General features: G+C 63.0%; 25 protein-coding genes and 1 tRNA gene. 9 read left to right on the top strand and 17 right to left on the bottom strand.

The genetic code is table 11. The features are described from left to right. Positions 1-2: 2 nt before the first annotated feature. On the bottom strand, positions 3-596 hold the full coding sequence (pgsA, locus tag B9A23_RS10645) for a CDP-diacylglycerol--glycerol-3-phosphate 3-phosphatidyltransferase (RefSeq protein WP_084278866.1): 594 nt from the start codon (positions 594-596) through the stop codon (positions 3-5). A 136-nt stretch (positions 597-732) separates the two neighbouring features. Here pgsA and B9A23_RS10650 point away from each other — a divergent pair, with 136 nt between their 5' ends. After that, positions 733-2,046 (top strand): MFS transporter, encoded by a 1,314-nt coding sequence (locus B9A23_RS10650; RefSeq protein WP_084278867.1) that lies wholly within the window; start codon positions 733-735, stop codon positions 2,044-2,046. Positions 2,047-2,064: 18 nt separating this feature from the next. Here the strand turns inward: B9A23_RS10650 and B9A23_RS10655 are convergent, their stop codons facing one another. From B9A23_RS10655 to B9A23_RS10665, 3 genes are all read right to left on the bottom strand, one after another. Next, the gene (locus tag B9A23_RS10655; RefSeq protein ID WP_084278868.1) at positions 2,065-2,325 is read right to left on the bottom strand and encodes a hypothetical protein; all 261 of its coding nucleotides are present in this window, start codon (positions 2,323-2,325) and stop codon (positions 2,065-2,067) included. Between the two features lie 162 nt (positions 2,326-2,487). Then, positions 2,488-2,670, bottom strand: coding sequence for a CsbD family protein (locus B9A23_RS10660; RefSeq protein ID WP_084278869.1), 183 nt, complete (start codon positions 2,668-2,670; stop codon positions 2,488-2,490). 81 nt (positions 2,671-2,751) lie between these two features. Next, positions 2,752-3,210 (bottom strand): EVE domain-containing protein, encoded by a 459-nt coding sequence (locus B9A23_RS10665; RefSeq protein WP_084278870.1) that lies wholly within the window; start codon positions 3,208-3,210, stop codon positions 2,752-2,754. A 64-nt stretch (positions 3,211-3,274) separates the two neighbouring features. Between B9A23_RS10665 and B9A23_RS10670 the strand changes: the two genes are divergently transcribed. Further along, entirely contained in the window at positions 3,275-4,213 is a 939-nt protein-coding gene (locus B9A23_RS10670) for an isopenicillin N synthase family dioxygenase (protein WP_084278872.1), read from the top strand. 24 nt (positions 4,214-4,237) lie between these two features. Here B9A23_RS10670 and B9A23_RS10675 read toward each other — a convergent pair whose 3' ends face one another. The 4 genes from B9A23_RS10675 to B9A23_RS10690 all read right to left on the bottom strand — a co-directional run bounded on the left by B9A23_RS10675 (position 4,238) and on the right by B9A23_RS10690 (position 6,222). Further along, entirely contained in the window at positions 4,238-4,942 is a 705-nt protein-coding gene (locus B9A23_RS10675; protein ID WP_084279227.1) for a COG3904 family protein, read from the bottom strand. After that, complete coding sequence (locus B9A23_RS10680; RefSeq protein ID WP_084278874.1) at positions 4,942-5,520, bottom strand: hypothetical protein; 579 nt, start codon at positions 5,518-5,520, stop codon at positions 4,942-4,944. Before B9A23_RS10680 ends, B9A23_RS10675 begins: the two co-directional genes overlap by 1 nt. A 142-nt stretch (positions 5,521-5,662) precedes the next feature. Continuing rightward, a tRNA-Ala gene (locus tag B9A23_RS10685) sits at positions 5,663-5,738 on the bottom strand. A 166-nt stretch (positions 5,739-5,904) separates the two neighbouring features. Beyond that, positions 5,905-6,222 carry a TIGR02300 family protein gene (locus B9A23_RS10690; protein WP_084278876.1) on the bottom strand — a complete coding sequence of 106 codons (318 nt, stop codon included), beginning with the start codon at positions 6,220-6,222 and terminating at the stop codon, positions 5,905-5,907. Positions 6,223-6,419: 197 nt separating this feature from the next. On the opposite strand from B9A23_RS10690, the gene aroA reads away from it, so the two are divergent. The 6 genes from aroA (at position 6,420) to B9A23_RS10720 (ending at position 12,472) form a co-directional block, all read left to right on the top strand. Then, on the top strand, positions 6,420-7,742 hold the full coding sequence (aroA, locus tag B9A23_RS10695; RefSeq protein ID WP_084278879.1) for a 3-phosphoshikimate 1-carboxyvinyltransferase: 1,323 nt from the start codon (positions 6,420-6,422) through the stop codon (positions 7,740-7,742). Next, positions 7,739-7,996: a CBU_0592 family membrane protein gene (locus B9A23_RS10700; RefSeq protein ID WP_084278880.1), complete on the top strand. Its 258-nt coding sequence runs from the start codon at positions 7,739-7,741 to the stop codon at positions 7,994-7,996. The genes aroA and B9A23_RS10700 overlap by 4 nt, the downstream gene beginning before the upstream one ends. After that, positions 7,993-8,622, top strand: coding sequence for a (d)CMP kinase (locus B9A23_RS10705; protein ID WP_084278882.1), 630 nt, complete (start codon positions 7,993-7,995; stop codon positions 8,620-8,622). Before B9A23_RS10700 ends, B9A23_RS10705 begins: the two co-directional genes overlap by 4 nt. Positions 8,623-8,838: 216 nt before the next feature. Beyond that, positions 8,839-10,545, top strand: a complete 1,707-nt coding sequence (rpsA, locus tag B9A23_RS10710; RefSeq protein WP_084278884.1) for a 30S ribosomal protein S1 — start codon at positions 8,839-8,841, stop codon at positions 10,543-10,545. A gap of 94 nt (positions 10,546-10,639) precedes the next feature. Then, positions 10,640-11,404 carry a hydroxyacylglutathione hydrolase gene (gloB, locus tag B9A23_RS10715; RefSeq protein ID WP_084278885.1) on the top strand — a complete coding sequence of 255 codons (765 nt, stop codon included), beginning with the start codon at positions 10,640-10,642 and terminating at the stop codon, positions 11,402-11,404. Between the two features lie 39 nt (positions 11,405-11,443). Further along, complete coding sequence (locus B9A23_RS10720) at positions 11,444-12,472, top strand: LacI family DNA-binding transcriptional regulator (protein WP_176217959.1); 1,029 nt, start codon at positions 11,444-11,446, stop codon at positions 12,470-12,472. Here B9A23_RS10720 and B9A23_RS10725 read toward each other — a convergent pair. From B9A23_RS10725 to B9A23_RS10765, 9 genes are all read right to left on the bottom strand, one after another. Further along, a complete protein-coding gene (locus B9A23_RS10725) occupies positions 12,469-13,200 on the bottom strand; it encodes a class I SAM-dependent methyltransferase (RefSeq protein WP_084278886.1) in 732 nt (243 codons plus the stop codon). The two genes, B9A23_RS10720 and B9A23_RS10725, sit on opposite strands and share 4 nt — an antisense overlap. 121 nt (positions 13,201-13,321) lie before the next feature. Next, positions 13,322-13,876: a F0F1 ATP synthase subunit B family protein gene (locus B9A23_RS10730; protein WP_084278887.1), complete on the bottom strand. Its 555-nt coding sequence runs from the start codon at positions 13,874-13,876 to the stop codon at positions 13,322-13,324. Further along, the gene (locus B9A23_RS10735; protein ID WP_084278888.1) at positions 13,869-14,363 is read right to left on the bottom strand and encodes a F0F1 ATP synthase subunit B family protein; all 495 of its coding nucleotides are present in this window, start codon (positions 14,361-14,363) and stop codon (positions 13,869-13,871) included. The genes B9A23_RS10730 and B9A23_RS10735 overlap by 8 nt, the downstream gene beginning before the upstream one ends. 74 nt (positions 14,364-14,437) lie before the next feature. After that, positions 14,438-14,665: a F0F1 ATP synthase subunit C gene (locus B9A23_RS10740; protein WP_011444975.1), complete on the bottom strand. Its 228-nt coding sequence runs from the start codon at positions 14,663-14,665 to the stop codon at positions 14,438-14,440. 47 nt (positions 14,666-14,712) lie between these two features. Then, complete coding sequence (locus B9A23_RS10745; RefSeq protein WP_039334268.1) at positions 14,713-15,495, bottom strand: F0F1 ATP synthase subunit A; 783 nt, start codon at positions 15,493-15,495, stop codon at positions 14,713-14,715. Between the two features lie 39 nt (positions 15,496-15,534). Then, entirely contained in the window at positions 15,535-15,855 is a 321-nt protein-coding gene (locus B9A23_RS10750) for an AtpZ/AtpI family protein (protein ID WP_084278889.1), read from the bottom strand. A gap of 233 nt (positions 15,856-16,088) precedes the next feature. Next, the gene (locus B9A23_RS10755; protein WP_084278891.1) at positions 16,089-16,487 is read right to left on the bottom strand and encodes a YdbL family probable chaperone protein; all 399 of its coding nucleotides are present in this window, start codon (positions 16,485-16,487) and stop codon (positions 16,089-16,091) included. 28 nt (positions 16,488-16,515) lie between these two features. Next, positions 16,516-16,773 (bottom strand): YnbE family lipoprotein, encoded by a 258-nt coding sequence (locus B9A23_RS23290; RefSeq protein ID WP_254895074.1) that lies wholly within the window; start codon positions 16,771-16,773, stop codon positions 16,516-16,518. Then, entirely contained in the window at positions 16,770-19,994 is a 3,225-nt protein-coding gene (locus B9A23_RS10765; protein ID WP_084278892.1) for an intermembrane phospholipid transport YdbH family protein, read from the bottom strand. The genes B9A23_RS23290 and B9A23_RS10765 overlap by 4 nt, the downstream gene beginning before the upstream one ends. Positions 19,995-20,079: 85 nt before the next feature. Between B9A23_RS10765 and radC the strand changes: the two genes are divergently transcribed. Further along, positions 20,080-20,817 (top strand): RadC family protein, encoded by a 738-nt coding sequence (radC, locus tag B9A23_RS10770; protein WP_084278893.1) that lies wholly within the window; start codon positions 20,080-20,082, stop codon positions 20,815-20,817. Positions 20,818-20,832: the final 15 nt, after the last annotated feature.

A 20,832-nucleotide genomic window follows, 5' to 3' on the forward strand; every position in this document is an offset into this window, starting at 1 on the left:
TTTCAGTCCATGTGCTTGAGACCGACGCGCAAGTAATCCCAGCCGGTGATGACGGTCAGCGCGGCCGCCCCCCAAAGCGTCGTCAAACCGACCGTATGAGGCACGTTCACCGTCAAACCGCCAACCGGCAAAAGCCATCCAGGCAAGGCCTGCCCCAAAATCAACGCGCCAAGCGAGATCATCTGGAATGTCGTCTTCCACTTGGCTAGCCGGCTGACCGGAACCGAAACGCGAATGCCGCCAAGGAATTCGCGCAAGCCCGATACGGCGATTTCGCGCAGAAGGATCACCAGGCCTGCAATCACGTGCATGTCGCCGACGTAGGGACCGCGCAGCACGCCTTGTGCCGTGAGCACGAGAATGACGGCGGCGACCATGATCTTGTCGGCAATAGGATCGAGAAAAACACCGAGCTTGCTCACCGTGCCTTGCGCACGTGCAAGGTAGCCGTCGAAGTAGTCGGTGATGCCCATGAGGCAATAGACGCCGAATGCCAGCCCATAGCCCAGTCGCCATTGCGGCCACCACAGCAATCCGGCGAGCAAGGGTACGGTAACGATCCGCGACAAGGTCAGCAGGTTAGGTAGAGTCAGCATCGGTTCACGGCATAGCGCGCATTCGAGTCAAACGGAATCGCAACATTCACGCCCTGCCGCCCGTTGATCGAAAGCACTTGCCGACGCGGTCCAGCGGGCTAAGGGTGCAGGCGATAAGACGCTGGCAACGGACCAAATGACAACATCGACGCATCTGGTGCGCACGCGCCGTTTCCTGCCGCTGTTCGTCACCCAGCTTCTGGGGGCCTTCAACGACAATCTCTACAAGAACGCGATGATCCTGTACGTTGTCTACAACGTCTACAGTTCGGAAGCGGCCGAGGCACGTTTCTCGGCAATTGCCTCAGGCCTGTTCATCCTGCCGTTCTTCCTCCTGTCTGCGCTGGCCGGACAACTGGCCGACATGCGCGACAAGGCGCGCATCATCAGAGTGGTCAAGGGCTGCGAGATCGCCATCATGGTGGTCGGCGGGGCGGGACTCGTCATGGCATGGCTGGACCTCGAAGTCGAAGCGGTCGCCATTCCGTTGATGCTCGCTGCCCTTCTGGCGATGGGTGTCCATTCGACGTTCTTCGGACCGATCAAGTACGCCATCCTGCCGCAACACCTCCGGGATGGCGAAGTCCTGGCAGGGACAGGGCTTGTCGAGGCCGGAACCTACATTGCCATTCTGGCCGGAACCATCCTTGCCGGGTGGATACCTGTCGAAGCTGCGGCCGTCGGTGTCGTCCTGACTGCCTTGCTGGGGTATCTTTCGGGCCGCCAGGTTCCACCTGCCCCTCCCTTGGTCGAAGCGCAGAAAATCGACCATAACGTGTTCACTGCATCCTGGCGCTTGATCCGCAATACCATGCGGCATCGCCAGGTTTTCATGGCAATCGTGGCCATCAGCTTCTTCTGGACGGTCGGGACCGTGCTGTTCATCCAGTTCCCACCCCTTGCCAAGAACGTGCTTCACGCCAGCAAGGAAGTCGCAAGCCTGTTCCTGGTGATGTTCTCGGTCGGGATCGCGATCGGATCGGTTTCGATCAACGCCCTCCTGAAGGGAACGGTCTCGGCGCGGTATTCTCCGGCGTCTGTAATCGTGATGGGTCTGTTCGTGGTGGCTTTCCATCTGGTCTGCGCTTCATGGCCCGACATGGACGGAAAGCCTTTGATGGATGTGGCCCTGTTCGTGGCGCAGCCCCTTGCCATCCCCTTGCTGCTCTGCCTTCTGGGCATCGCCGTGGCTGGCGGGATGTTCGTCGTGCCTCTCTACGCCTTCCTCACGACCGTCGTCGACAAGTCCGAAACGGCCCGCACCATTGCAGCCAATAATATCGTCAACTCCGGTGCAATGGTCGCAGGGGCCCTGCTGGCAGGCGCCTTGAGCGCACTGGCCGTGCCGCTTGTCGACCAGTTGCTTCTGGGAGCAGCAATGTGTGTGGTTTCAGCCTGGCTGGGCTGGCTGCTTTATCGTGCCGAGAAAGCCGCGCGCGCAATCAGCTAAGATCGTGCGCTTGGCCAGTCAGGCGATGAAAGCCATTACCGCAAGGAAACAGGCGCAATAAGCGATCAGGAAGTCGCGCAAGTCCTGCATGGTGATACGGCGCAGATCCACTGGCTGCGACCGGATATCGGCCTCCTGCAGTCGCTGCTCGGCGCGGCGTATCGCCTGGATGACCTCAGGTTCGAGCCGCGGCATTTCGCGCAGCGCATGCAATGGCAGGCTGGCGCGAAAGGGATGGCGAGCGGTGCCGTAAGCGACTGGGGCGAGTTTGCTGGTCATGATGACGGCGTAACGCTTTTTTTACCTTTCGGTATCCCCACTCCCCTGTGATTTTCGGCCCCGTATCACTGCGGGACAACGCAAAAGGGCCGCCCCTTGGAGGAGCGGCCCTAACGAACTGCGAAGTGTGACCGGCTTGCCGGTCAAGACATCCGCACTCGATCAGATTTCGTCGCCAAGTGCGCCCTTGACCTTGCCCTTGGCCTGCTGGGCTTCACCCTTGCGCTCCTGGGCAATGCCTTCAGCGTGCAGGCTTGCGTTGTCGGTCGCCTTGCCCGCAGCCTGCTTGATGTTGCCAGCGGCTTCGTTGGCAAGGCCCTTTGCGCGATCGGTCAGTTCACCCATTACGGATCTCCTTGAAAAATTGGCGGAAATGCCTTCCGCCCGTTCGGAGATGACTACGTTCGAACGCGTTGGAGGTTCCGATCAGATTGCACCGGCCATCTTGAGAACCAGATGCCATTCGTCCGGCCGCACCGCACCCACCGATAGCCGCGACAGGCGGATCAAATCCATCTCCTGCAACTCTGGCGTTGCCTTGATCTGCTTGAGCGTGACCGTGTTTGGCAACTTCGTCACCGGCTTCACCTTGACCGCGGCCCACTTGCCTTCGGGATCGGTAGGATCGGTCAAACCGCCCTCGCTGATCACGATCACGCCGACGACCTCGATCCCGATGTTCGAATGGTAGAAGAATGCAAGATCGCCCGCCTGCATCGTCCGCAGATTGCGTGCTGCGAGGTGATTGCGCACGCCGTCCCACGTGCCCTCCCCTTCTGCCAACAGGTCGTCGTAGCTGTAGACGTCAGGTTCGGATTTCATCAGCCAGAGATTGCGCCCGCTCGTGTCGGCCCAATTGATTTGCGTAGCGTTGATTTTGGTCATGAAACCCCGCGCGATTCCCGTTAAAGGCGGTTTCCATAGCGACAATTGTGCGAACTGGAACACCATGCCTCTCGAAACACTGCCGGTGATCTCGCTTGATAGCGAGCCCGACGCCCTTGCCCGCGAACTGGGTGAATCCTTCCAGACCTTTGGCTTCGCCATGGTCCGCGACCACGGCATCGATGCGCAACTGATTGCCCGCGCGTGGGAACTGACTGCAGCCTTCTTTGCGCTGCCAGCTGATGAAAAGCGCGCATACTTCCTTGAAGGCCTTGGCGGCGCGCGTGGCTACACCCCGTTCGGCACCGAAATCGCCAAGGGTGCAAAGCTTCACGATCTCAAGGAGTTCTGGCACGTCGGTCGCGATCTGCCAACAGATCATCCCCTGGCTGCGATGTCGATGTTTCCCAACGTCTGGCCTGAGCGGCCAGCCGGTTTCCGCGAAACCTTTGAAGCGCTCTATGCCGAATTCGATCGCGTCGGCGCCCGCATTCTCTCACGCATTGCCGTGTGGCTGGGGCTTGACGAGCGCTGGTTCGATCCAGCCATCGAAGATGGCAACTCGGTGATGCGCCTGCTGCACTATCCGCCGGTTCCCGATGCCGAATCAGGCGCGATCCGCGCCGGTGCGCATGAGGACATCAACCTGATCACGCTGCTCCTCGGAGCAGAAGAAGCAGGGCTGGAATTGCTGACCAAGCAAGGCGAATGGATTGGCGTGTCGCCTCCCGAGGGGGCGCTGGTGGTGAACATCGGCGACATGCTGCAGCGCCTGACCAACCACGTGCTGCCATCCACCACGCACCGCGTGCGCAACCCCGATGGCGAACGCGCGAAGTTCAGCCGCTATTCCATGCCCTTCTTCCTGCATCTGCGCAGTGATTTCCCGTTCAGCACCCTGCCGCAGTGCGTGACGGCCGAAAATCCGGATCGCTACCCCATCTCGATCACGGCGGACGATTACCTGCAGGAGCGCCTGCGCGAGATCGGTCTCAAGAAATAACGCGATGCCGGAGCGGGCAGTTTATCAATCTGCCTGCTCCAGCGGCATCACGTTGTACTTGCTCACCTCTTCCTGGTTCAGACAGTAGCGCGTCGAGGGATTTTCCTTGGTGGCCACCGCCTGCTGTCGATACATTACCTCGGTCAGCAACTTGCGGCTTATGCCCATGCGGATCAGGAAGTCGTTGTCCTCGCTCGCCAGCAGGGCGCTGGCCTGCTCGATCTCGCCGATAAGCCGGGTTGTCTCCTCGGTACCCTCATCCACGGAAATCTCGATCACGTCGCGATCCCCGGTGTGCGTGAACATGTGGACCATGAAGACGCCACCGGGCTCCACCAGACGGCGATCACCGCCCATGAAAACGAAGTTGCACGACGAAAAGCAGGTCCAGCCAGCCGGGATGCGGGTCAACATGCCGGGAAAGGAACGGATTACCTTTCCGGCCAGATTACCGGCCGTTGCGTCGCCCCCGCGCGACTTCAGCCAGATTTCCTCTATTCGCTCATCAGCTTCCAGCGCCGCCTTCAACCTGATCGGCAGCCGCGCGTCGATGATCCCATCGGCAATCAGAACGTGCTTTCCGCCCTTTTCAGCGGGCGTCAACGTCATCGCTTTGGCCATGCCCCAGTCGGGCTTCTCTGGGCAGGTGGGGTTGCGAGGATCCAGCGCCGCCGGATTGACGGCGCCAGTCGCTGCCACAATCGCCAGCACCAGAAGCAAACGACGCATCATGCTGCCAGCGTGTACCGCGCAGCACCCGGGGCGCGGCACATGCGCTTGCTGGCGGTCGTCTCCTCGCCATTGACGATGATCACGTCGGTCACGGTGATGCATTCTCGTGGTCCTGCTGCGGCAGATGCCGACTCGGTATTGCGCGCTGTAACAGTGGAAGTGCCGGACACGTTTTCACGCGTATTCGAAGTCCAGGAAGCCGTGCTGCCCACCGCGTCACTGCGCGTCGCTTGCACCGTGGCTTCTGCGGCCTGCTTCTGCTCCTCAGGGTCAAGCCGACATGCGATGGCATTGGTGAGCGTGTCGGCAAACTCGGCCGACGGAATGAATCGCGACACGCCAGAGGCGCTGGCGGCGCGGTTTATACGCTGCCCCAGGAAATCGCCTAGAATTGCCGAGCCGGCATCCTTCGTCTTGCCCTTGGGACAGCCATCGGTTCGCGGCTTTGCCCCACTGGGGATAGATGGCAGGCTGAACCCGCCAAATTGCGCAGCAGCCTGGCTTGATACGAGGCTCAGGGATGCAGCAAGAACACAAGAGGCAGCAAGGCGGCGCACGAAACGCATGGCGGACATTCCGATCTGATCAGATGTTTGCGCGGCCCTTATCGCATGCAGGCTACTTCGCCTGTGACGTCCGTCAATCGGTGCAGCGACGAAAGGTGCCCAATGGCGTGCAGAAATGAAAAAGCCGCCCGGAGGCGGCTTTCTTGAGGAATGGTGGAGCCTAGCGGGATCGAACCGCTGACCTCCTGCATGCCATGCAGGCGCTCTCCCAGCTGAGCTAAGGCCCCATTTTCCATTCGAACCTGCCGCTGGAGGCAGGTCGTTCCGGCGGTGTCTCTCGCCGGGAGCCGCGCCTCTAAGGGAGGTTGTTGCGACTGGCAAGACGAAAAAATCCGTCTCCGGAAAATTTTTGGGGCCGGTCCGTAAACCGGCCCCGATTGCCGAGCCGATGGCTCAGACTTCGTCGTCCTCGCCGTCGTGACCGGCAACGCCAAGATCGTCGTCGCCGCCCAGATCGACGTCGTTGTCCGGCGAATCGCCGTCCTCATCGATATCCAGATCCTCGTCGGCCAGATCGACGTCCGGAGCGACGTCGGCCTTCTCCTTCTGGATCTCCTCATAGGGGATCGGCTGCTTGGACTTGAGCACCGGGTCCGGATGCCAGGCATACTTGCACTCGACGCATGTGACCGGGTCGGCATTGCCCAGATCGTAGAAGCGGGTGCCACACTTCGGACAGCTATGCTTGGCGCCCCATTCCGGCTTGACCATGAAACTTCCTCAAGACTGGCCCGGCATGACAGGAAGATCGCCGGGCGGAGAAACTGCACACTTGATGGGTCCGCAGTTGCGCGGAATCAAGAGAGCGCGCGCCTTGCCATAGCGGCGCGCTGCTGTCAAAAGCCGCGCGCCCTTACCCGCCCCCCCTCCGAAAGTCGCTTGCCGTGTCCTCCCACGATCCAGCCCAAATGCGCCCTCGTCGATTCACTGCCAATGGCCCGCTGAAGGGCCGCATCCGCGTTCCCGGCGACAAGTCGATCAGCCACCGCTCGATCATGCTCGGCGCGCTGGCTGTGGGCGAAACACGGGTGACCGGACTGCTCGAGGGCGAGGATGTTCTTTCCACCGCTGCCGCCATGCGCGCGATGGGCGCGACGATCGAGCGTGACGGCGAGGGCACCTGGCACGTCCATGGTGTCGGCGTTGGCGGGCTCCTGCAGCCACAACAGGCGCTCGACATGGGCAACTCGGGCACCTCGACACGGCTGTTGATGGGTCTGGTCGCCAGTCACCCGATTACCGCGACCTTCGTCGGCGATGCCTCGCTGTCGAAGCGCCCGATGGGCCGCGTGATCGATCCGCTCTCGACCATGGGCGCCGAATTTACCGCCAGCCCCGGCGGCCGCCTGCCTCTTACGCTGCGTGGCATTTCTCCTGCAGTGCCGATCGAATACCGCCTCCCAGTCGCCTCGGCGCAGGTCAAGAGCGCTATCCTGCTGGCAGGCCTCAACACGCCGGGCATCACCACGGTGATCGAACCGATCCCCACTCGCGACCACTCCGAGCGCATGCTTCGCGGTTTTGGCGCCGAGTTGACCGTGGACGTCGCCGATGACGGTGCCCGCATAATCAAGGTGCGCGGCGAGGCAGAGTTCAAACCGCAGGACATCGTCGTGCCCGGCGATCCCTCGTCTGCTGCCTTCTTCGTCGTCGCTGCGCTGTTGGTCGAGGGCTCGGACCTCGTGGTCGAGAACGTCGGCCTCAACCCCACCCGTGCGGCGCTGTTCGACGTCTTGCGCCTGATGGGCGGCAGCATCGAGGAACTGGACCGTCGCGAAGTTGGCGGTGAACCCGTGGCCGACCTGCGTGTGCGCCATTCGCTGCTCACCGGCATCGACGTCGATCCCGCTGTGGTGCCGAGCATGGTCGACGAATTCCCGATCCTGTTCGTCGCCGCCGCGCTCGCCAAGGGCCGCACAGTCACCACCGGGCTCGAGGAACTGCGCGTCAAGGAAAGCGACCGCATCAGCGCGATGCGCGCCGCGCTGGAACTGGCCGGAGCCACCGTCACCGAAACCGAGGACGGGTTGATCATCGACGGCACAGGCGGCGATCCGCTTCCGGGCACGGCGGAAGGCGCGAGCGTCGTCACCCATCTCGATCACCGCATTGCCATGTCGATGGCCATCGCAGGTATCGCCAGCAAGCGCGGCGTCGAGGTCGATGACACCCGCCCCATCGCCACCAGCTTCCCGGTCTTCGAGAGCCTGCTCGAGGGCGCGACGCGTTGACCAGCCACGATCTGGCCAACCTCGTCGGCTTCTGCGGCACCGCCTGCATCATCTTCGCCTATGGCTACGCCACCCGGCAAGACCGCCCCAACCCCTTCGTCCAGCACGGCGTGAATCTGCTCGGCGCTGCATTGCTGACAATCTCGTTGCTGTTCAACATGAATCCCGCCTCGTTCGTGCTGGAGTTCTTCTGGGCGGCAATTGCGATATGGGGGCTGGTCAAGGCCTTCCGAAACCGGAGTAATCCCAAGTGATCATCGCCGTCGACGGACCGACAGCTTCGGGCAAGGGCACCATCGCAAAGGCACTGGCAGTGCATTACGGTCTGCCCCACCTCGACACTGGCCTGCTCTATCGCGCCGTGGGGCGGCAAGTGTTCTTGAGCGGCGGTAACCCGGACGATCCCGAAGCAGCACTCGCCGCATGCGCCTTTCCGGAAAGCCTGCTGGCTGACCCCGAACTGCGCAGCGAAGAAACTGGCGGTTACGCCAGCCGCGTCTCGATCCATCCTGCCGTCCGCGCCGCACTCCTTCAGCGCCAGCAGGCGTTCGCCAGCCAACCCGGCGGTGCAGTGCTCGACGGCCGCGACATCGCCACCGTCATCGCCCCCCACGCCGACGCCAAGCTCTTCGTCACCGCCAGCGTAAGTGCCCGCGCCATGCGCCGCTGGGTGGAAATGAAGCAGCTTGGCAAGGACGTTGAGCGCGCCGAAATCGAAACCGACCTCGAAGCCCGCGATGAGCGCGATCGCAACCGTGCCGAAGCGCCGCTGCGGCAGGCCGAAGGTGCTGCATTGCTGGATACGTCGACCCTGACCAAGGAAATGGCCGTGGCGACCGCGATTGCGCTGGTTGAGAAGCAATTGTCAAAGCTGTCATAGGGCGACAGCGCCCATTTTCCTTGCTTTTCATAGGCCATGCGCCTAAGCGCCGCCCGTCCGTGAAGGCTCTTGGCCAAACGGATGCCTTCGGCAGCATTCGGCTTCGGGGGCGGTTCGGCCCTTTTTGGCCCACGGCCCGCATGGGGCGGTACGTGGAGGAAAGACCGGCGGAAACAACCGCCTGGCCGGAATACTTTGAAACAGGAAGCTTGGATAATGGCTACCAACCCGTCGCGCGACGATTTCGCCGCGCTGCTTGACGAATCGCTTGGCGGAGCCGCCAACGGTGGCTTTGAAGGCCGCGTCGTCAAGGGCACCATCACCGCCATCGAAAACGACAAGGCCGTCATCGACGTGGGCCTGAAGAGCGAGGGCCGCGTTGCCCTGCGCGAATTCGCTGCCCCCGGCCAGGCGCACGGACTCAAGGTCGGCGACGAAGTCGAAGTCTATGTCGACCGCGTCGAGAACGCCGACGGCGAAGCAATGCTCAGCCGCGACCGCGCCCGCCGCGAAGCCGCATGGGACAAGCTCGAGAATGAATTCGGCGAAGGCAAGCGCGTTGAAGGCGTAATCTTCGGCCGCGTGAAGGGCGGCTTCACCGTCGACCTCGACGGCGCCGTTGCCTTCCTCCCCGGCTCGCAGGTAGACATCCGCCCGGTCCGCGACGTGACCCCGCTGATGGACATGCCGCAGCCGTTCCAGATCCTCAAGATGGACCGCCGCCGCGGCAACATCGTCGTTTCGCGCCGTGCGGTACTGGAAGAAACCCGCGCCGAACAGCGCTCGGGCCTGATCCAGAACCTCAAGGAAGGCCAGATCATCGACGGCGTCGTCAAGAACATCACCGACTACGGTGCGTTCGTGGACCTCGGCGGCATCGACGGCCTGCTGCATGTCACCGACATGAGCTACAAGCGCGTCAACCACCCGTCGGAAGTCATCGCCATCGGCGATACCGTCAAGGTGCAGATCATCCGCATCAACCAGGATACGCAGCGCATCAGCCTTGGCATGAAGCAGCTTGAAAGCGATCCGTGGGATGGCGTCGCCGCCAAGTACCCGGTCGGCGCGAAGCTGCACGGCACTGTCACCAACATCACCGAATACGGTGCGTTCGTGGAACTCGAAGCCGGCATCGAAGGCCTCGTCCACGTTTCGGAAATGTCCTGGACCAAGAAGAACGTCCACCCCGGCAAGATCGTCTCGACCTCGCAGGAAGTCGACGTGCTGGTTCTGGAAGTCGACAGCGACAAGCGCCGCATCAGCCTCGGCCTCAAGCAGGCCCAGCAGAACCCGTGGGAAGCTTTTGCAGAAAAGCACCCGGTCGGTTCGACCGTGGAAGGCGAAGTCAAGAACGCGACCGAATTCGGCCTGTTCATTGGCCTCGATGGCGACGTCGACGGCATGGTCCACATGTCGGACATCGCATGGGGCATCTCGGGCGAAGACGCGCTGGCTCTGCACCGCAAGGGCGAGCAGGTTTCGGCCGTGGTTCTCGACGTCGATGTCGAGAAGGAACGCATCAGCCTCGGCATGAAGCAGCTTGAAAAGGGCGCTCCGGCTGCTGGTGGCGTTTCGGCTGCTGGCGCTGGCTCGCTGCGTCGCGGCGAAGTCGTCACCGTCACCGTGCTCGAAGTCCGTGATGGCGGTCTCGAAGTGCAGGCTGGCGAAGACGGCGCAACCGGCTTCATCAAGCGCTCCGACCTCGGCCGCGACCGCGACGAACAGCGTCCGGACCGCTTCCAGGTCGGCCAGAAGCTCGACGCCATGGTTACCGGTTTCGATCGTTCGAAGAAGCCGAACTTCTCGGTCAAGGCCCGTCAGCTGGCCGAAGAGAAGGAAGCCGTGGAACAGTACGGCTCGTCGGATGCCGGCGCTTCGCTGGGCGACATCCTCGGCGCCGCTCTGAAGGCGAAGCAGTAAGCTTCACCGCCTTCTGGCTACGAAAAGCAAGGCCCGTCCGGAGAAATCCGGGCGGGCTTTTGCTTTGTCCGGAAGGCGGCGCTAAGCTTGCCTCATGACGCTACAGATCCACCAGTTCCCCTGCCTGTCCGACAACTACGGTTTCCTCGTCCACGATCCGGAAAGCGGCGAAACCGCCTGCATCGACACGCCTGATGCAGAGACTTACCTTCGCGAGGCCGATGTGAAGGGCTGGCGCATCACCCAGATCTGGAACACGCACTGGCATCCCGACCATGCTGGCGGGAACGAGGCGATCAAGGCCGCCACCGGCTGCACCGTTATCGCGCCGGAGGACGATGCCGGAAAGATCGCCGCCGTGGACCGCACCGTGAGCCAAGGCGATACCGTACAACTTGGCAGCTTTACGGCCTCAGTAATTGACGTCGGCGGCCACACCATGGGCCACTGCGCCTATCACCTGCCCGCCGCGTCAGTGGCCTTTGTCGGCGACGCGCTGTTCCCGCTGGGCTGCGGCCGCATGTTCGAAGGCACCCCGCCCCAATTCTGGGCCAGCCTCTCGCGGCTCAAATCCCTACCGCCGGAAACGACGCTCTACAGTGCGCATGAGTACACGCAGTCCAACGCTCGATTCGCTCTCTTCGCCGATCCGGACAACGCAGCGCTGGCTGCCTATGCCCGTGGCGTGGAAGAGAAGCGCGCGCGCGGCGAGTGGACCGTGCCGACCACCCTTGCCGCCGAACTGGCCGCCAACCCCTTCCTGCGCGCCGACGACGCCGACCTGGCCGAGCGCTGGGGCGGGACGTCGCCTGCAGAGACGTTTGCAGCCCTGCGCAAGGCCAAGGACACTTTCCGCTGACGCCGATCATGCTAAAGCGACAGTTGACTTGGGGGTAGCATGGCCGGCGAGAGAAAGATCATCCGCGTAACGTCGTTCGACGTGGCCGAAGCGGCGGGCGTCAGCCAGTCGACCGTCAGCCGCGCCCTTGCCGGTGACACATCGATCAGCGAACCCACCCGCCAGCGCGTGATGGAAGCCGCCCGCCGCCTGAACTACCAGGTGGACGAAAACGCCGCCCGCTTGCGCCGTGGCCGCACCGGCACGCTCGCCGTCGTGATGATCTGTCGGGAGGCGCAGGACCGCAAGGACATCAACCCCTTCTACTTCTCGCTGCTCGGCTCCACTTGCGCCGCCGCCTCGGCCAAGGGCTACGAAACCCTTGTCTCGTTCCAGGATGCACCAGAGAACTTCTGGGGCCACTTCCAGGAGCGCCGCAAGGCCGACGGCATGATCGTGATCGGAACCACGACCAACACCAAGGCGTGGGACTACTTCCGCGACATGCCGGATGGCACGCACTGGACCTGCTGGGGTTCTCCAGACAACGACATGCCGTGGGTGCGCAGTGACAACCTCTCGGGCGCAACGCTGGCCACCCGCCACCTGCTGGTGCGCGGCTACCGCCAGATCGTCTGCATCGGCTCGGCCACTTCACCCCAGCGCCAGTTTCAGGAACGCTACGAAGGTTACGCCGAAGCGATGCGTTCAGCCGGCCTTGAACCTGTCCTGCAACAAGTTGAAAGCGGCCTCGCCCGCGAAGAACAGGGCCGCCGGGCCGCAATCGCCCTGGTCGAGAGCGGAACCCCGTTCGACGCGATCTTCGCCGTCTGCGACGACATGGCTCTTGGCGCCCTCAAGGAACTGACGGCGCGCGGGCTTTCGGTCCCGGACAAGGTTGGCATCATCGGGTTCGACGGTATCCGAGCCGGTGCCTGGTCTACCCCACCCCTGACCTCGATCGAACCTGACTTCCAGATGGCCGGCACCTTGCTGGTTGAACAGCTTCTGGCGAAGATCAACGGGACGGAAGGCTCAGGCCGACGCGTGCCGGTGAAACTGGTGATCCGGGGATCGACCCGACCCTAGCGCCCGCTGATCACGAGCCGATATCCCGCATCATACGTGTCGGATGCACACAGGTCAGAATAGCGTGTGCGCCAGACACCTGACGCCAGATCGTCTTCCAGCATCTGCAGGCCCGGCGCCAACGAATCTCCGAGCGCCCAGAATGACGAACTGCCCCTGCGATACCGAGCATCAAGATAGACCTCCGGCCGACGCCAGAAAGCATACAGAAACCCGTCGGCGCAGTCATACGGCACGGGCACCGGCGCGATGCTGACTGGACCGAGCTGGTTCTCATAAAATGCCATCTGCGGCATCTGCGCATCGTCGAGAGCCGCCAACTGCGGCAAGTACTCCGTCAGCCATGGACGTTGCGCAGGATCGTAGGTCAGGATGACCACCGGGCCACGAGCCACGCGACGCATCTCGCGCAGGCCCTTGGCCTTGTCAGCCCAATGATGCACCGTCAGTATAGCCATCGCTGCATCGAACGCGCCGTCGCCAAAGGGCAATGCTTCGGCACTCGCCTGAACCGCAGGTGCGGCCGTCGAGGGCCGCTTGGCAATCATTTCCAGCGATGGTTCGACGGCGGTCACCTTTCGGTCGGCCGGCTCATACGAACCCGCTCCGGCGCCGACATTCAAGACTGTCCCAGCGTCTCCAAGAGCAGCGTGTATCAATCGCGCGATCCGGGGATCGGGCCGACGCAAGCGATCGTAATCCACACCGATGGTATCGTAGAGCGCCATCCTTGCCTCATGTCAGGATATCCCCCGTCCTAGCGCACGAGGTGGACAAACAAAAACCCCTCCCCGCTCGCACCGGAAGGGGTCGTCGTGTTCTGTAAGCCCTGAAGCGGCCAGAAGCCGATCAGTTCACCAGCCCGGCGATTGCGCCATCCACCAGCGCCTTGTCGGCAACTGCGGAGTGGTTCTTCGCGATCAGGTCACGCGCGGCAGCCGTAGCTGCCTCGGCGGCCTTGGCGCGCAGGTCGTCAACCGCAGCGCGCTCGGCAGCGGCAATCTTGTCCGACGCCATCTTCTCGCGGCGGGCGATGACAGCGGCGGTGTCGGCCTCGGCCTTGGCGACAATGGCTGCCGCTTCGGTCTTGGCGTGCTCGACCATGGCCGCCGCGTCCTTTTCGGCGTTCGCAATCTTCGAAGCGTACTCGGCGCGCAACTTTTCGGCCTCGGCGCGGAGCACCTTGGCTTCATCGAGCTGCTTGCGGATCGCGCCGATCTGCTTGTCCAGACCGCCCACAATCGCGCCGGGGACCTTCTTCGCAACGAGAATCGCGAGGAAGATGGCCATCGACAGGGCAACCCATGCACCAGGCCCGAGACCGAGTGCCGAAGGTTCGACGTGGTGTTCGCCGCCAGCAGCTTCGTGCTCGACGACAGCGGTCGTCTCTACAGCGTTAGCCATTTGCGAGAACTCCCTTCACGGCGGCCTGCGCCTCGGCAGCGGGGATCGACAGGCCGGCCAGGCGGCTTGCGATGTCCTGCGCGGCTTCGGCAGCAACGCCTTCCACTTCCCCCAGCGCGGCAGCGCGGGCAGTGGCAATGCGGGCTTCGGCAGCCGTCACGGTCTCGTCAATGCGAGCCGAGGCGGCAGAAAGCCGAGCGTCGGTAGCCTTGGCCGCGTCCGCCTTGGCAGCGGCGATCACGGCCTGGGCTTCGGCGCGCTGCTTGTTCGCCTGAACGCGCCATGCCTCTTCCTCGGCATCGGCGGCGGCCCGGGCGGCTTCGGCAGCGGCAAGGTCGTCGGCGATCTGCTTGTCGCGGCCGTCCATCGTGGAAACGACCTTGGGCAGCATGCCCCGGCCGATCACGAAGAAGACAATGCCGAAGAACACCAGCAGCCAGAAGACCTGGCTGGAGTAGGTGGTGGCAAGCTGTTCAATCTGAGGCATCGCGGGTGTCCGGGCGTCAGGCGGCCGGGGCGGACCCCGGCCAGCATTTCAACAATCAGTGAGCTTCGTGTGCCTTAGGCAACGAAGATCAGGATCATCGCGACGACGAACGAAAGCAGGCCCAGAAGTTCGGCGGCGGCGAAGCCGATGAACAGGCGGCCCTGCTGGCCGTCAGCGGCGCCGGGGTTGCGCAGCGCACCTTCGAGGAACTTGGCAAACACGTTGCCCACGCCGAGCGAGGCGAGACCGGCGCCAACGGCGGCGAGACCAGCACCGAGCAGCTTTGCGCTTTCTGCGTCCATGTCAAAAACTCCTTTTATCAATTCCGTATGGGAAAATGTTGCGGGTATCAGTGAAGGTTCTCGGCGTCGTTCAGGTAGACGCAGGTGAGCAGGGCAAAGACGTAAGCCTGAATGCCAGCCACCAGGAGTTCCAGCGCGCAAATGCCGATCATCAGCACGAAGCTGGGAACGGCGGCGAGGAAGAAGGTCCCCACCCCGGCATTGGTGCCAGAGATGACGAAGCCCGAGAGCACTTCGAGCAGCACGTGCCCGGCCATCATCGCCACGAAGAGACGCAGGCCAAGGCTGAACGGACGCACCATGAACGAGATCAGCTCGATCGGGAAAATGATCGGGATCATCGGAACAGGCGTGCCGTGCGGCACGAAAAGGGAGAAGAAGTGAAGGCCGTGCTTGGCAAATCCGACGCCGAGCACGATGGCAAAGCTCATGATCGCGAGCACGCCGGTGACGGTGAAGTGGCTGGTTGCCGTGAACGGGTGCACGCCGACCAGCGCCAGCGGCAGCAGGCCGAGCATGTTGGCGAACAGGATGAAGCCGAACAGCGAGAACACGTAAGGCAGGTACTTGCGGCCAGCCTTGCCGATGTTCGCCTGAAGCAGGTTGTCGACAAAGCCGGTCAGGCCTTCGACGGCCATCTGCCAGCGGCCTGGGACCAGCTCGCGCTTGGCGCCACCGGCAACGAACGCAACCAGCACCACCGTGGTGATCGCCATCCACAGCGACGAGTTGGTGAACGCGATGTTGTAACCACCAATAGACCAGTGATCGGTCCCAAAAAGGGTCTCGATCGTGAACTGGTGAACCGGATCGACCTTGCCTTCGGCCACGCGCTTAACCCCGTATCACTCGAATACAACAACAGCGCCCTATTGGGGGCGCCGGCTCGAAATTCGGATGATGTTCCGGAATGCCACGACGACCCCCATGAACAACATCACCAACAGGCCCCAGGGGCTCGTTCCGGCAAACTGGTCAATGACCCAGCCGATGAACGCGCCGCCAACGAGGCCGCCGATCAGTTCCGCCAGCACGCGGTTGCCCATGCGATAATTCACATCGGTTTCCCCGCCCGCCTTTGGCCGGTTGCGCTCTTCTTCACGCTCGCGAAGGGCTTTCAGCCGCTTGTCGAGCGCGTCGATCCGCGCATCCTCGCCGATTGGCTCCGTCCCGGATGGTTCGTCATTCATGCTTGTTCCCCTGATCAGTCGCCCGACCGAAAGTGCAGCACAAACGACGGATGACCGCCGAGAGCGCCGCCCCCTTAGGCGGGGGGTATTCTTGAGTCAACCGTCACGAACCGGGTCTGATCCTCCGTCTGACCCAAGGTATGATCGCAAATGCGAACGCCCTCCCCCGCAGATGCGAGGAAGGGCGCGAAAGTGGCGAAAACCGGGCGGTGATTCGTATGCGGAATTTCCGCTTACGGGCAGCGCGAATCACGCATCGGAGCACCTGCACCGCGGGTCTGCCACGAGCCGTCTGGCGCCTGGTACTTCTCGCCCGGCTTGGTCTGCGCGATCAGCAGACAACCCGACGTGAGCGCGTATTCTTCCACAGTCGCCTTGTTGGCCTGGGCCTTCTCGGCATAAACAGCCTTGCGCTTGATGTTGATGTCCTCGACCACCGCGCGCAGCGCCGGTGCCGGCGGCGTCACGTAGCCGAGATAGCCATCCATCTTCTCCCCCACCTGGCCCGCAGCGCGCGCAGCGGCATAGGCCGGATCGCGACTTTGCGCGAATCCCGGCGAACCAGCCGCTCCGAGCAGCAAGCCGGTTGCGGCCAGCGTCGAGAGGGTCTTGCGCATAGAAACCTTGGTCATCGTCGTCGTCCCCAGAACGCACCGGACATCAGAAGATGTCAGGGTTGCTTTCGATCGTGTTGTTCGCATCCTGCGCGAGCCGGTACACGACCTCCTGCTTGATATTGATGTTGAGCTCGATCACGATCGGCTTGTCCGGTGCCTTCACCGAAATGCAGCCGGCCAGTGCAAGGCCCCCCATCAATGGCAGCACCCGCAGGTGGCGCAGCCAGAACTGAAATCCGTCTTTCCCCATGGCTCTCTTGGTCGCAGGGTTCGCGGATCGGGTCAATTCCGGGTTCCTCATGGCATTTTTCCGCTTTCTGCAGGCTGAATGTTGTTTGCGCTCCCAGGCAGCACGATCACCGGCGCGCCGTCGGGGCGTACGCCATTGGCTGACCGGTAGAGCGGTCTTCCTTGCGCATCGACCAGACCCAGCGTGCGCGGATCCTTGACGAAGGCGGGATCGTACATCGCCTTGAACGATGTGATGAGCTGGTAGAACGGTGCGCGGATGTTGACGTTGAACTGGATCGGCAGCTTGGCCACCTGTCTGGTGATGAAGTTTCTTTTCGTGCCAGCGCCTTGCTTGACCCCATCGAACTTCACGTTGGTCACGATGTCGCCTTCAAGGTCACCCCGCATGGCGATGGTCATAGTCGAATAATCAAGCGATTTGAGGGCGTCGAACGCGAAGTTGGCCATCGCGCCCATGTTCTCGTAGGTCAGCGCGCCGATGTAGGACACATTGCCGCCGGGCGCGCGGGAAACGAGCTTGCCTTCCTCGATCCGCCCGCCGTCGGCATCGAAGATGAGCGGGAACTGTCCGTCGAAAGTGCCTGTTGCGGCAAGGTTTCCAAGTTCCATCTTCTCGATGAACTTCGCTGCTTCGATGCCGATGACGGTCAGGGTGTAGCGCCGCGCCTCGGCAACGCCGAGGCGCAAGTCCGTCGGCTCCAGCACCAGCGTACCGCCAAGAAACGGCCAGCGTCCTTCGTGCAGGCGCAGGACCTGATCGGGCAGAAGGCTGATGTCCACCACGCCTTCGCTCACCTCGATGCCCGGATTGATCGAGGCCACGGTCAGCTTCTGGTGTGGCGCAGTGACCATGCCCAGCAGATCGGTGAACTCCAGCGATCCTTTCAGCCCCTTCACCGGACCGAAAGCTGCGGCAAGATCAAGCCCTTCGCTGCCGAACTTGCCCGAGCTGGTCACGCCTCGCGCATTCCAGTCGATCACCCCGCTGCCAGTCACCTTGCCATTGACGTTGGCAACGACGCCCAGCGCCAGCCGCGTCAATTGCGCAGGCTGGAAACCCTTGTCGAAAACAAGATTATCGACGGTCAGGTCCGCGCGCCCGCTGGCAGTGGCAAGGTCGTGCCGGATCGCCACCGCCCCAACCTCGCGCGCAGTCTTCGCTTCGCGCAGCAGGGCATTGGCGGTTATGCGATTGTCGGCGAGCGAAAGGGTCGCCCCGCTGGCGTGGAGCTTTTCGAAGCGGGGTGGATCAAGCCGGTCAGTCAGGTCGAAGTCGACGCCTGACAGCGCCAGAACGCCATCGGCATAGCGCCATTGACCGGCAGCATTGGTAACGTCGAGCGGAACTGCTGCGAGCCGCGCCTCAACTCCGGCATAAGTTCCGGTAAGGTCGGGACCAAGTCTGGCATCCAGATCAGCAAGTCTGAGCCTTGTTGCGGTAGCAGGCGGCCCCAGATCGACCTCCACGGCCGATGCCTTTAGCACGCCCGGCCAGGAGAAACCGACCGGGCCTGTCCGAACCGCAACCTGGGTCCCGCCCAGTGAACCGGTGAGGTCGAGCGCGGGCGTCCCTGCCGCGATCCTGAGGCCCGCACCGCCATTGCGAACGATCGCGCTTCCACCTGGGGGGCAGAACTGCAACGCGTTGCCGTCGACCGCCATCTTGCCCAGGTCCAGCCGCTCGAACCGCGCGGTCACGCAACGCTTCCACAGCGCAAGCTCCCCGCTTGCGCCATAGGCGCCGTTGACGGGCAGAGCGAGGTTGCTGACCGATCCTCCCGGAATCGCGCCGGAAACCTGGACCATGCCGGAGAAGCCGAGCGATCCGTCGCGCACTTGCGCTACCATCATGTCGGGTATGGCCAACACGCCTCCCGAAGCGCGCCAGGGCGCCATGGTCAAGCGGAACAGCGCCTGCCCAGCCTTGCCCCGCTCCATTCGGCCGACAATGCGGGGGATGCCCGCACCCCCGGTCACGAAATTCCCGGCAAGCAAGGGCGGTCCGCCCCTGGTGCCGCTGGCGATCTGGAAGCGTGAAAGGGTCAGCAGCGCCTGCCCGCTGCCCCCGTTCAACCTTGCCTGGGGGACGACCGCGGAAAAGGCATCGCCATTCCGGCGCAGCGCGATTTCGCCCGAAATGCGGCTGCCCCGTTCCTCGCGGCGCAAGCTGTCGCGCAACTGCTCAAGCATGGGCCCAAGCAACGTATCGGCCGATTTGCGCGAAGCAGACGACAGTGCGCGATCGAGTGCATTGCCCTGACGCAAACCCTCGCCATCGATCGTGCCGCGAAATTCTGCCTTCCGGAAAGAGTCTCGCGCCCGAACCGATCCTTCAAGCCCAAGCAGACCGAACCTCACCCCGCCGCTGCTTACTCCACCGGCATTGGCATCGACACGACCGGTCAGCGCGCCATCGCGGAAGGCGAGCCGGGTATCGAGCGCGAGCGTTTGAGCCGTAGCGCCGGGAAGCGCCAGCTTGCTCGCACGAACGATGGCATTTCCGGCGAGTCCGGCCAGCCCCTTGTCCGCCCTCGCATCGATGTCTGCCAAGATGGCGCCACTGCTTGCGCCACTGCCACACGAAAGCCGGGCAAGCTTCAGCGGCCCGGACAAGGCGGGACGTTGGCTACTCACCGAGAGCCGCCCATAAAAACGCGCTCCGTCGACGCTGCAGCCATTGCCGGATACACGCGGCGCAACGGCTGCAAGCGTGCCTGCAAAGCCATCGTCGAGCCTGCCGCGGCCCTCGATAGCCAGGCCGACCTTGCCCGCCGGCGTCAACAGCAACCCGCGCCCGTCATCGATGCGAAGGTCAAGCCGAGGCAGGGCAAACGGGCTGTCGTCGGTCTTGGGCGCGTAGAGAACCTTGTCGAGACTGCCGAAGCTCAGCCTGCCGTCCTGAAAACGCCCGTAAAACCGCGGCGCGATCAGCCGCACCGACCCGACATAAGGCACCCCAAGCCCGTAGCGGATGCCCACTTCCATCCGCTCGATCGTCAGATCGGGATTGCGTGGATCACCGACTACGACATTGCGCAGCACTTCGGTGCCAGGCCCGATGCTCTCGATCTGGTAAGTCGCTGGCAGGCCGTAGCTTTTCAACTGCCCCACGATGATTCGGTCGGCAATGGCATTGCGCGCCAGCCAGACGCCACCCAGCCCTACAGTAGCGACGGCGAGCGCAGAAATGCCCACGCGCCGACGCCACCGCCGGACGCGGACCGGCTCTGGCGGCGGGTCGCTTTCCGCCAATTCGAAACTATCTGCCATCTGCCCCCTTCTTACGCATACCCATGGCTTGGGCAATGCACCGCGTAGAACGTGCAAGCGTTCAAACGGTGCCAGCGCGGGATAAATGGCGGAACAAGGCCGACTCTTTCCTGAACGGGATGCTCACCGCAGCAATCGGACATCGTTTGACGGTGGCGATGCGAGCGGACACCGCGGCCGATTGCGCAAGCGCCTGATGCAGGGCGGCGAAGACGCCCTCGCCGATCACGAGGTTATCGAATATCTGCTGATGGTGGCACGGCCGCGGATCGATACCAAGCCCATTGCCCGCTCGCTGATCCAGCGTTTCGGCAGTCTTGCCGGCGTGCTCAATGCTGATCCCCAAGCGTTGGCACTCCATCCCAACATGGGAGATACGAGCGCGGCAGCACTGCGCATCGTTGGCCTGGCAGCGCGCCGTCTCGCCCGGACAGTGGTGCGCGAACAGCCGGTCCTGTCGAACTGGCAAGCGCTGCTTGATTACCTGCACATCGACATGGCGCATCTCAACGTGGAGCGTGTGCGCGTTCTTTATCTCAACACGCAGAACATGCTGATCCTCGACCATCTCGTGGGCGATGGCACGCTCGACGAAAGTCCGATCTACACGCGCGAGGTGGTCAAGAAGGGTCTCGATGTGGGCGCAGCCGCGATGATCCTCGTCCACAACCACCCGTCAGGCTCACCCAAGCCCAGCCGTGCCGATATCCAGGTCACGCAGAAGATCATGGAAGCTTCGCGGCTCATGGGGATGACGGTGCACGACCATATCGTGATCGGACGGGAGGGCCATGTCTCGCTCAAGGCCCAGGGCCTGATCTAGCGCATCAAGGATTCC

The organism is Novosphingobium sp. B1 (genome assembly GCF_900176395.1).
Lineage (GTDB): Bacteria > Pseudomonadota > Alphaproteobacteria > Sphingomonadales > Sphingomonadaceae > Novosphingobium.

Coding starts and splice junctions, on each gene's coding strand:
- pgsA (WP_084278866.1), bottom strand. CDS start 596: ATGCTGACTCTACCTAACCTGCTGACCTTGTCGCGGATCGTTACCGTA.
- B9A23_RS10650 (WP_084278867.1), top strand. CDS start 733: ATGACAACATCGACGCATCTGGTGCGCACGCGCCGTTTCCTGCCGCTG.
- B9A23_RS10655 (WP_084278868.1), bottom strand. CDS start 2,325: ATGACCAGCAAACTCGCCCCAGTCGCTTACGGCACCGCTCGCCATCCC.
- B9A23_RS10660 (WP_084278869.1), bottom strand. CDS start 2,670: ATGGGTGAACTGACCGATCGCGCAAAGGGCCTTGCCAACGAAGCCGCT.
- B9A23_RS10665 (WP_084278870.1), bottom strand. CDS start 3,210: ATGACCAAAATCAACGCTACGCAAATCAATTGGGCCGACACGAGCGGG.
- B9A23_RS10670 (WP_084278872.1), top strand. CDS start 3,275: ATGCCTCTCGAAACACTGCCGGTGATCTCGCTTGATAGCGAGCCCGAC.
- B9A23_RS10675 (WP_084279227.1), bottom strand. CDS start 4,942: ATGCGTCGTTTGCTTCTGGTGCTGGCGATTGTGGCAGCGACTGGCGCC.
- B9A23_RS10680 (WP_084278874.1), bottom strand. CDS start 5,520: ATGTCCGCCATGCGTTTCGTGCGCCGCCTTGCTGCCTCTTGTGTTCTT.
- B9A23_RS10690 (WP_084278876.1), bottom strand. CDS start 6,222: ATGGTCAAGCCGGAATGGGGCGCCAAGCATAGCTGTCCGAAGTGTGGC.
- aroA (WP_084278879.1), top strand. CDS start 6,420: ATGCGCCCTCGTCGATTCACTGCCAATGGCCCGCTGAAGGGCCGCATC.
- rpsA (WP_084278884.1), top strand. CDS start 8,839: ATGGCTACCAACCCGTCGCGCGACGATTTCGCCGCGCTGCTTGACGAA.
- gloB (WP_084278885.1), top strand. CDS start 10,640: ATGACGCTACAGATCCACCAGTTCCCCTGCCTGTCCGACAACTACGGT.
- B9A23_RS10720 (WP_176217959.1), top strand. CDS start 11,444: ATGGCCGGCGAGAGAAAGATCATCCGCGTAACGTCGTTCGACGTGGCC.
- B9A23_RS10725 (WP_084278886.1), bottom strand. CDS start 13,200: ATGGCGCTCTACGATACCATCGGTGTGGATTACGATCGCTTGCGTCGG.
- B9A23_RS10730 (WP_084278887.1), bottom strand. CDS start 13,876: ATGGCTAACGCTGTAGAGACGACCGCTGTCGTCGAGCACGAAGCTGCT.
- B9A23_RS10735 (WP_084278888.1), bottom strand. CDS start 14,363: ATGCCTCAGATTGAACAGCTTGCCACCACCTACTCCAGCCAGGTCTTC.
- B9A23_RS10740 (WP_011444975.1), bottom strand. CDS start 14,665: ATGGACGCAGAAAGCGCAAAGCTGCTCGGTGCTGGTCTCGCCGCCGTT.
- B9A23_RS10750 (WP_084278889.1), bottom strand. CDS start 15,855: ATGAATGACGAACCATCCGGGACGGAGCCAATCGGCGAGGATGCGCGG.
- B9A23_RS10755 (WP_084278891.1), bottom strand. CDS start 16,487: ATGACCAAGGTTTCTATGCGCAAGACCCTCTCGACGCTGGCCGCAACC.
- B9A23_RS23290 (WP_254895074.1), bottom strand. CDS start 16,773: ATGAGGAACCCGGAATTGACCCGATCCGCGAACCCTGCGACCAAGAGA.
- B9A23_RS10765 (WP_084278892.1), bottom strand. CDS start 19,994: ATGGCAGATAGTTTCGAATTGGCGGAAAGCGACCCGCCGCCAGAGCCG.
- radC (WP_084278893.1), top strand. CDS start 20,080: ATGGCGGAACAAGGCCGACTCTTTCCTGAACGGGATGCTCACCGCAGC.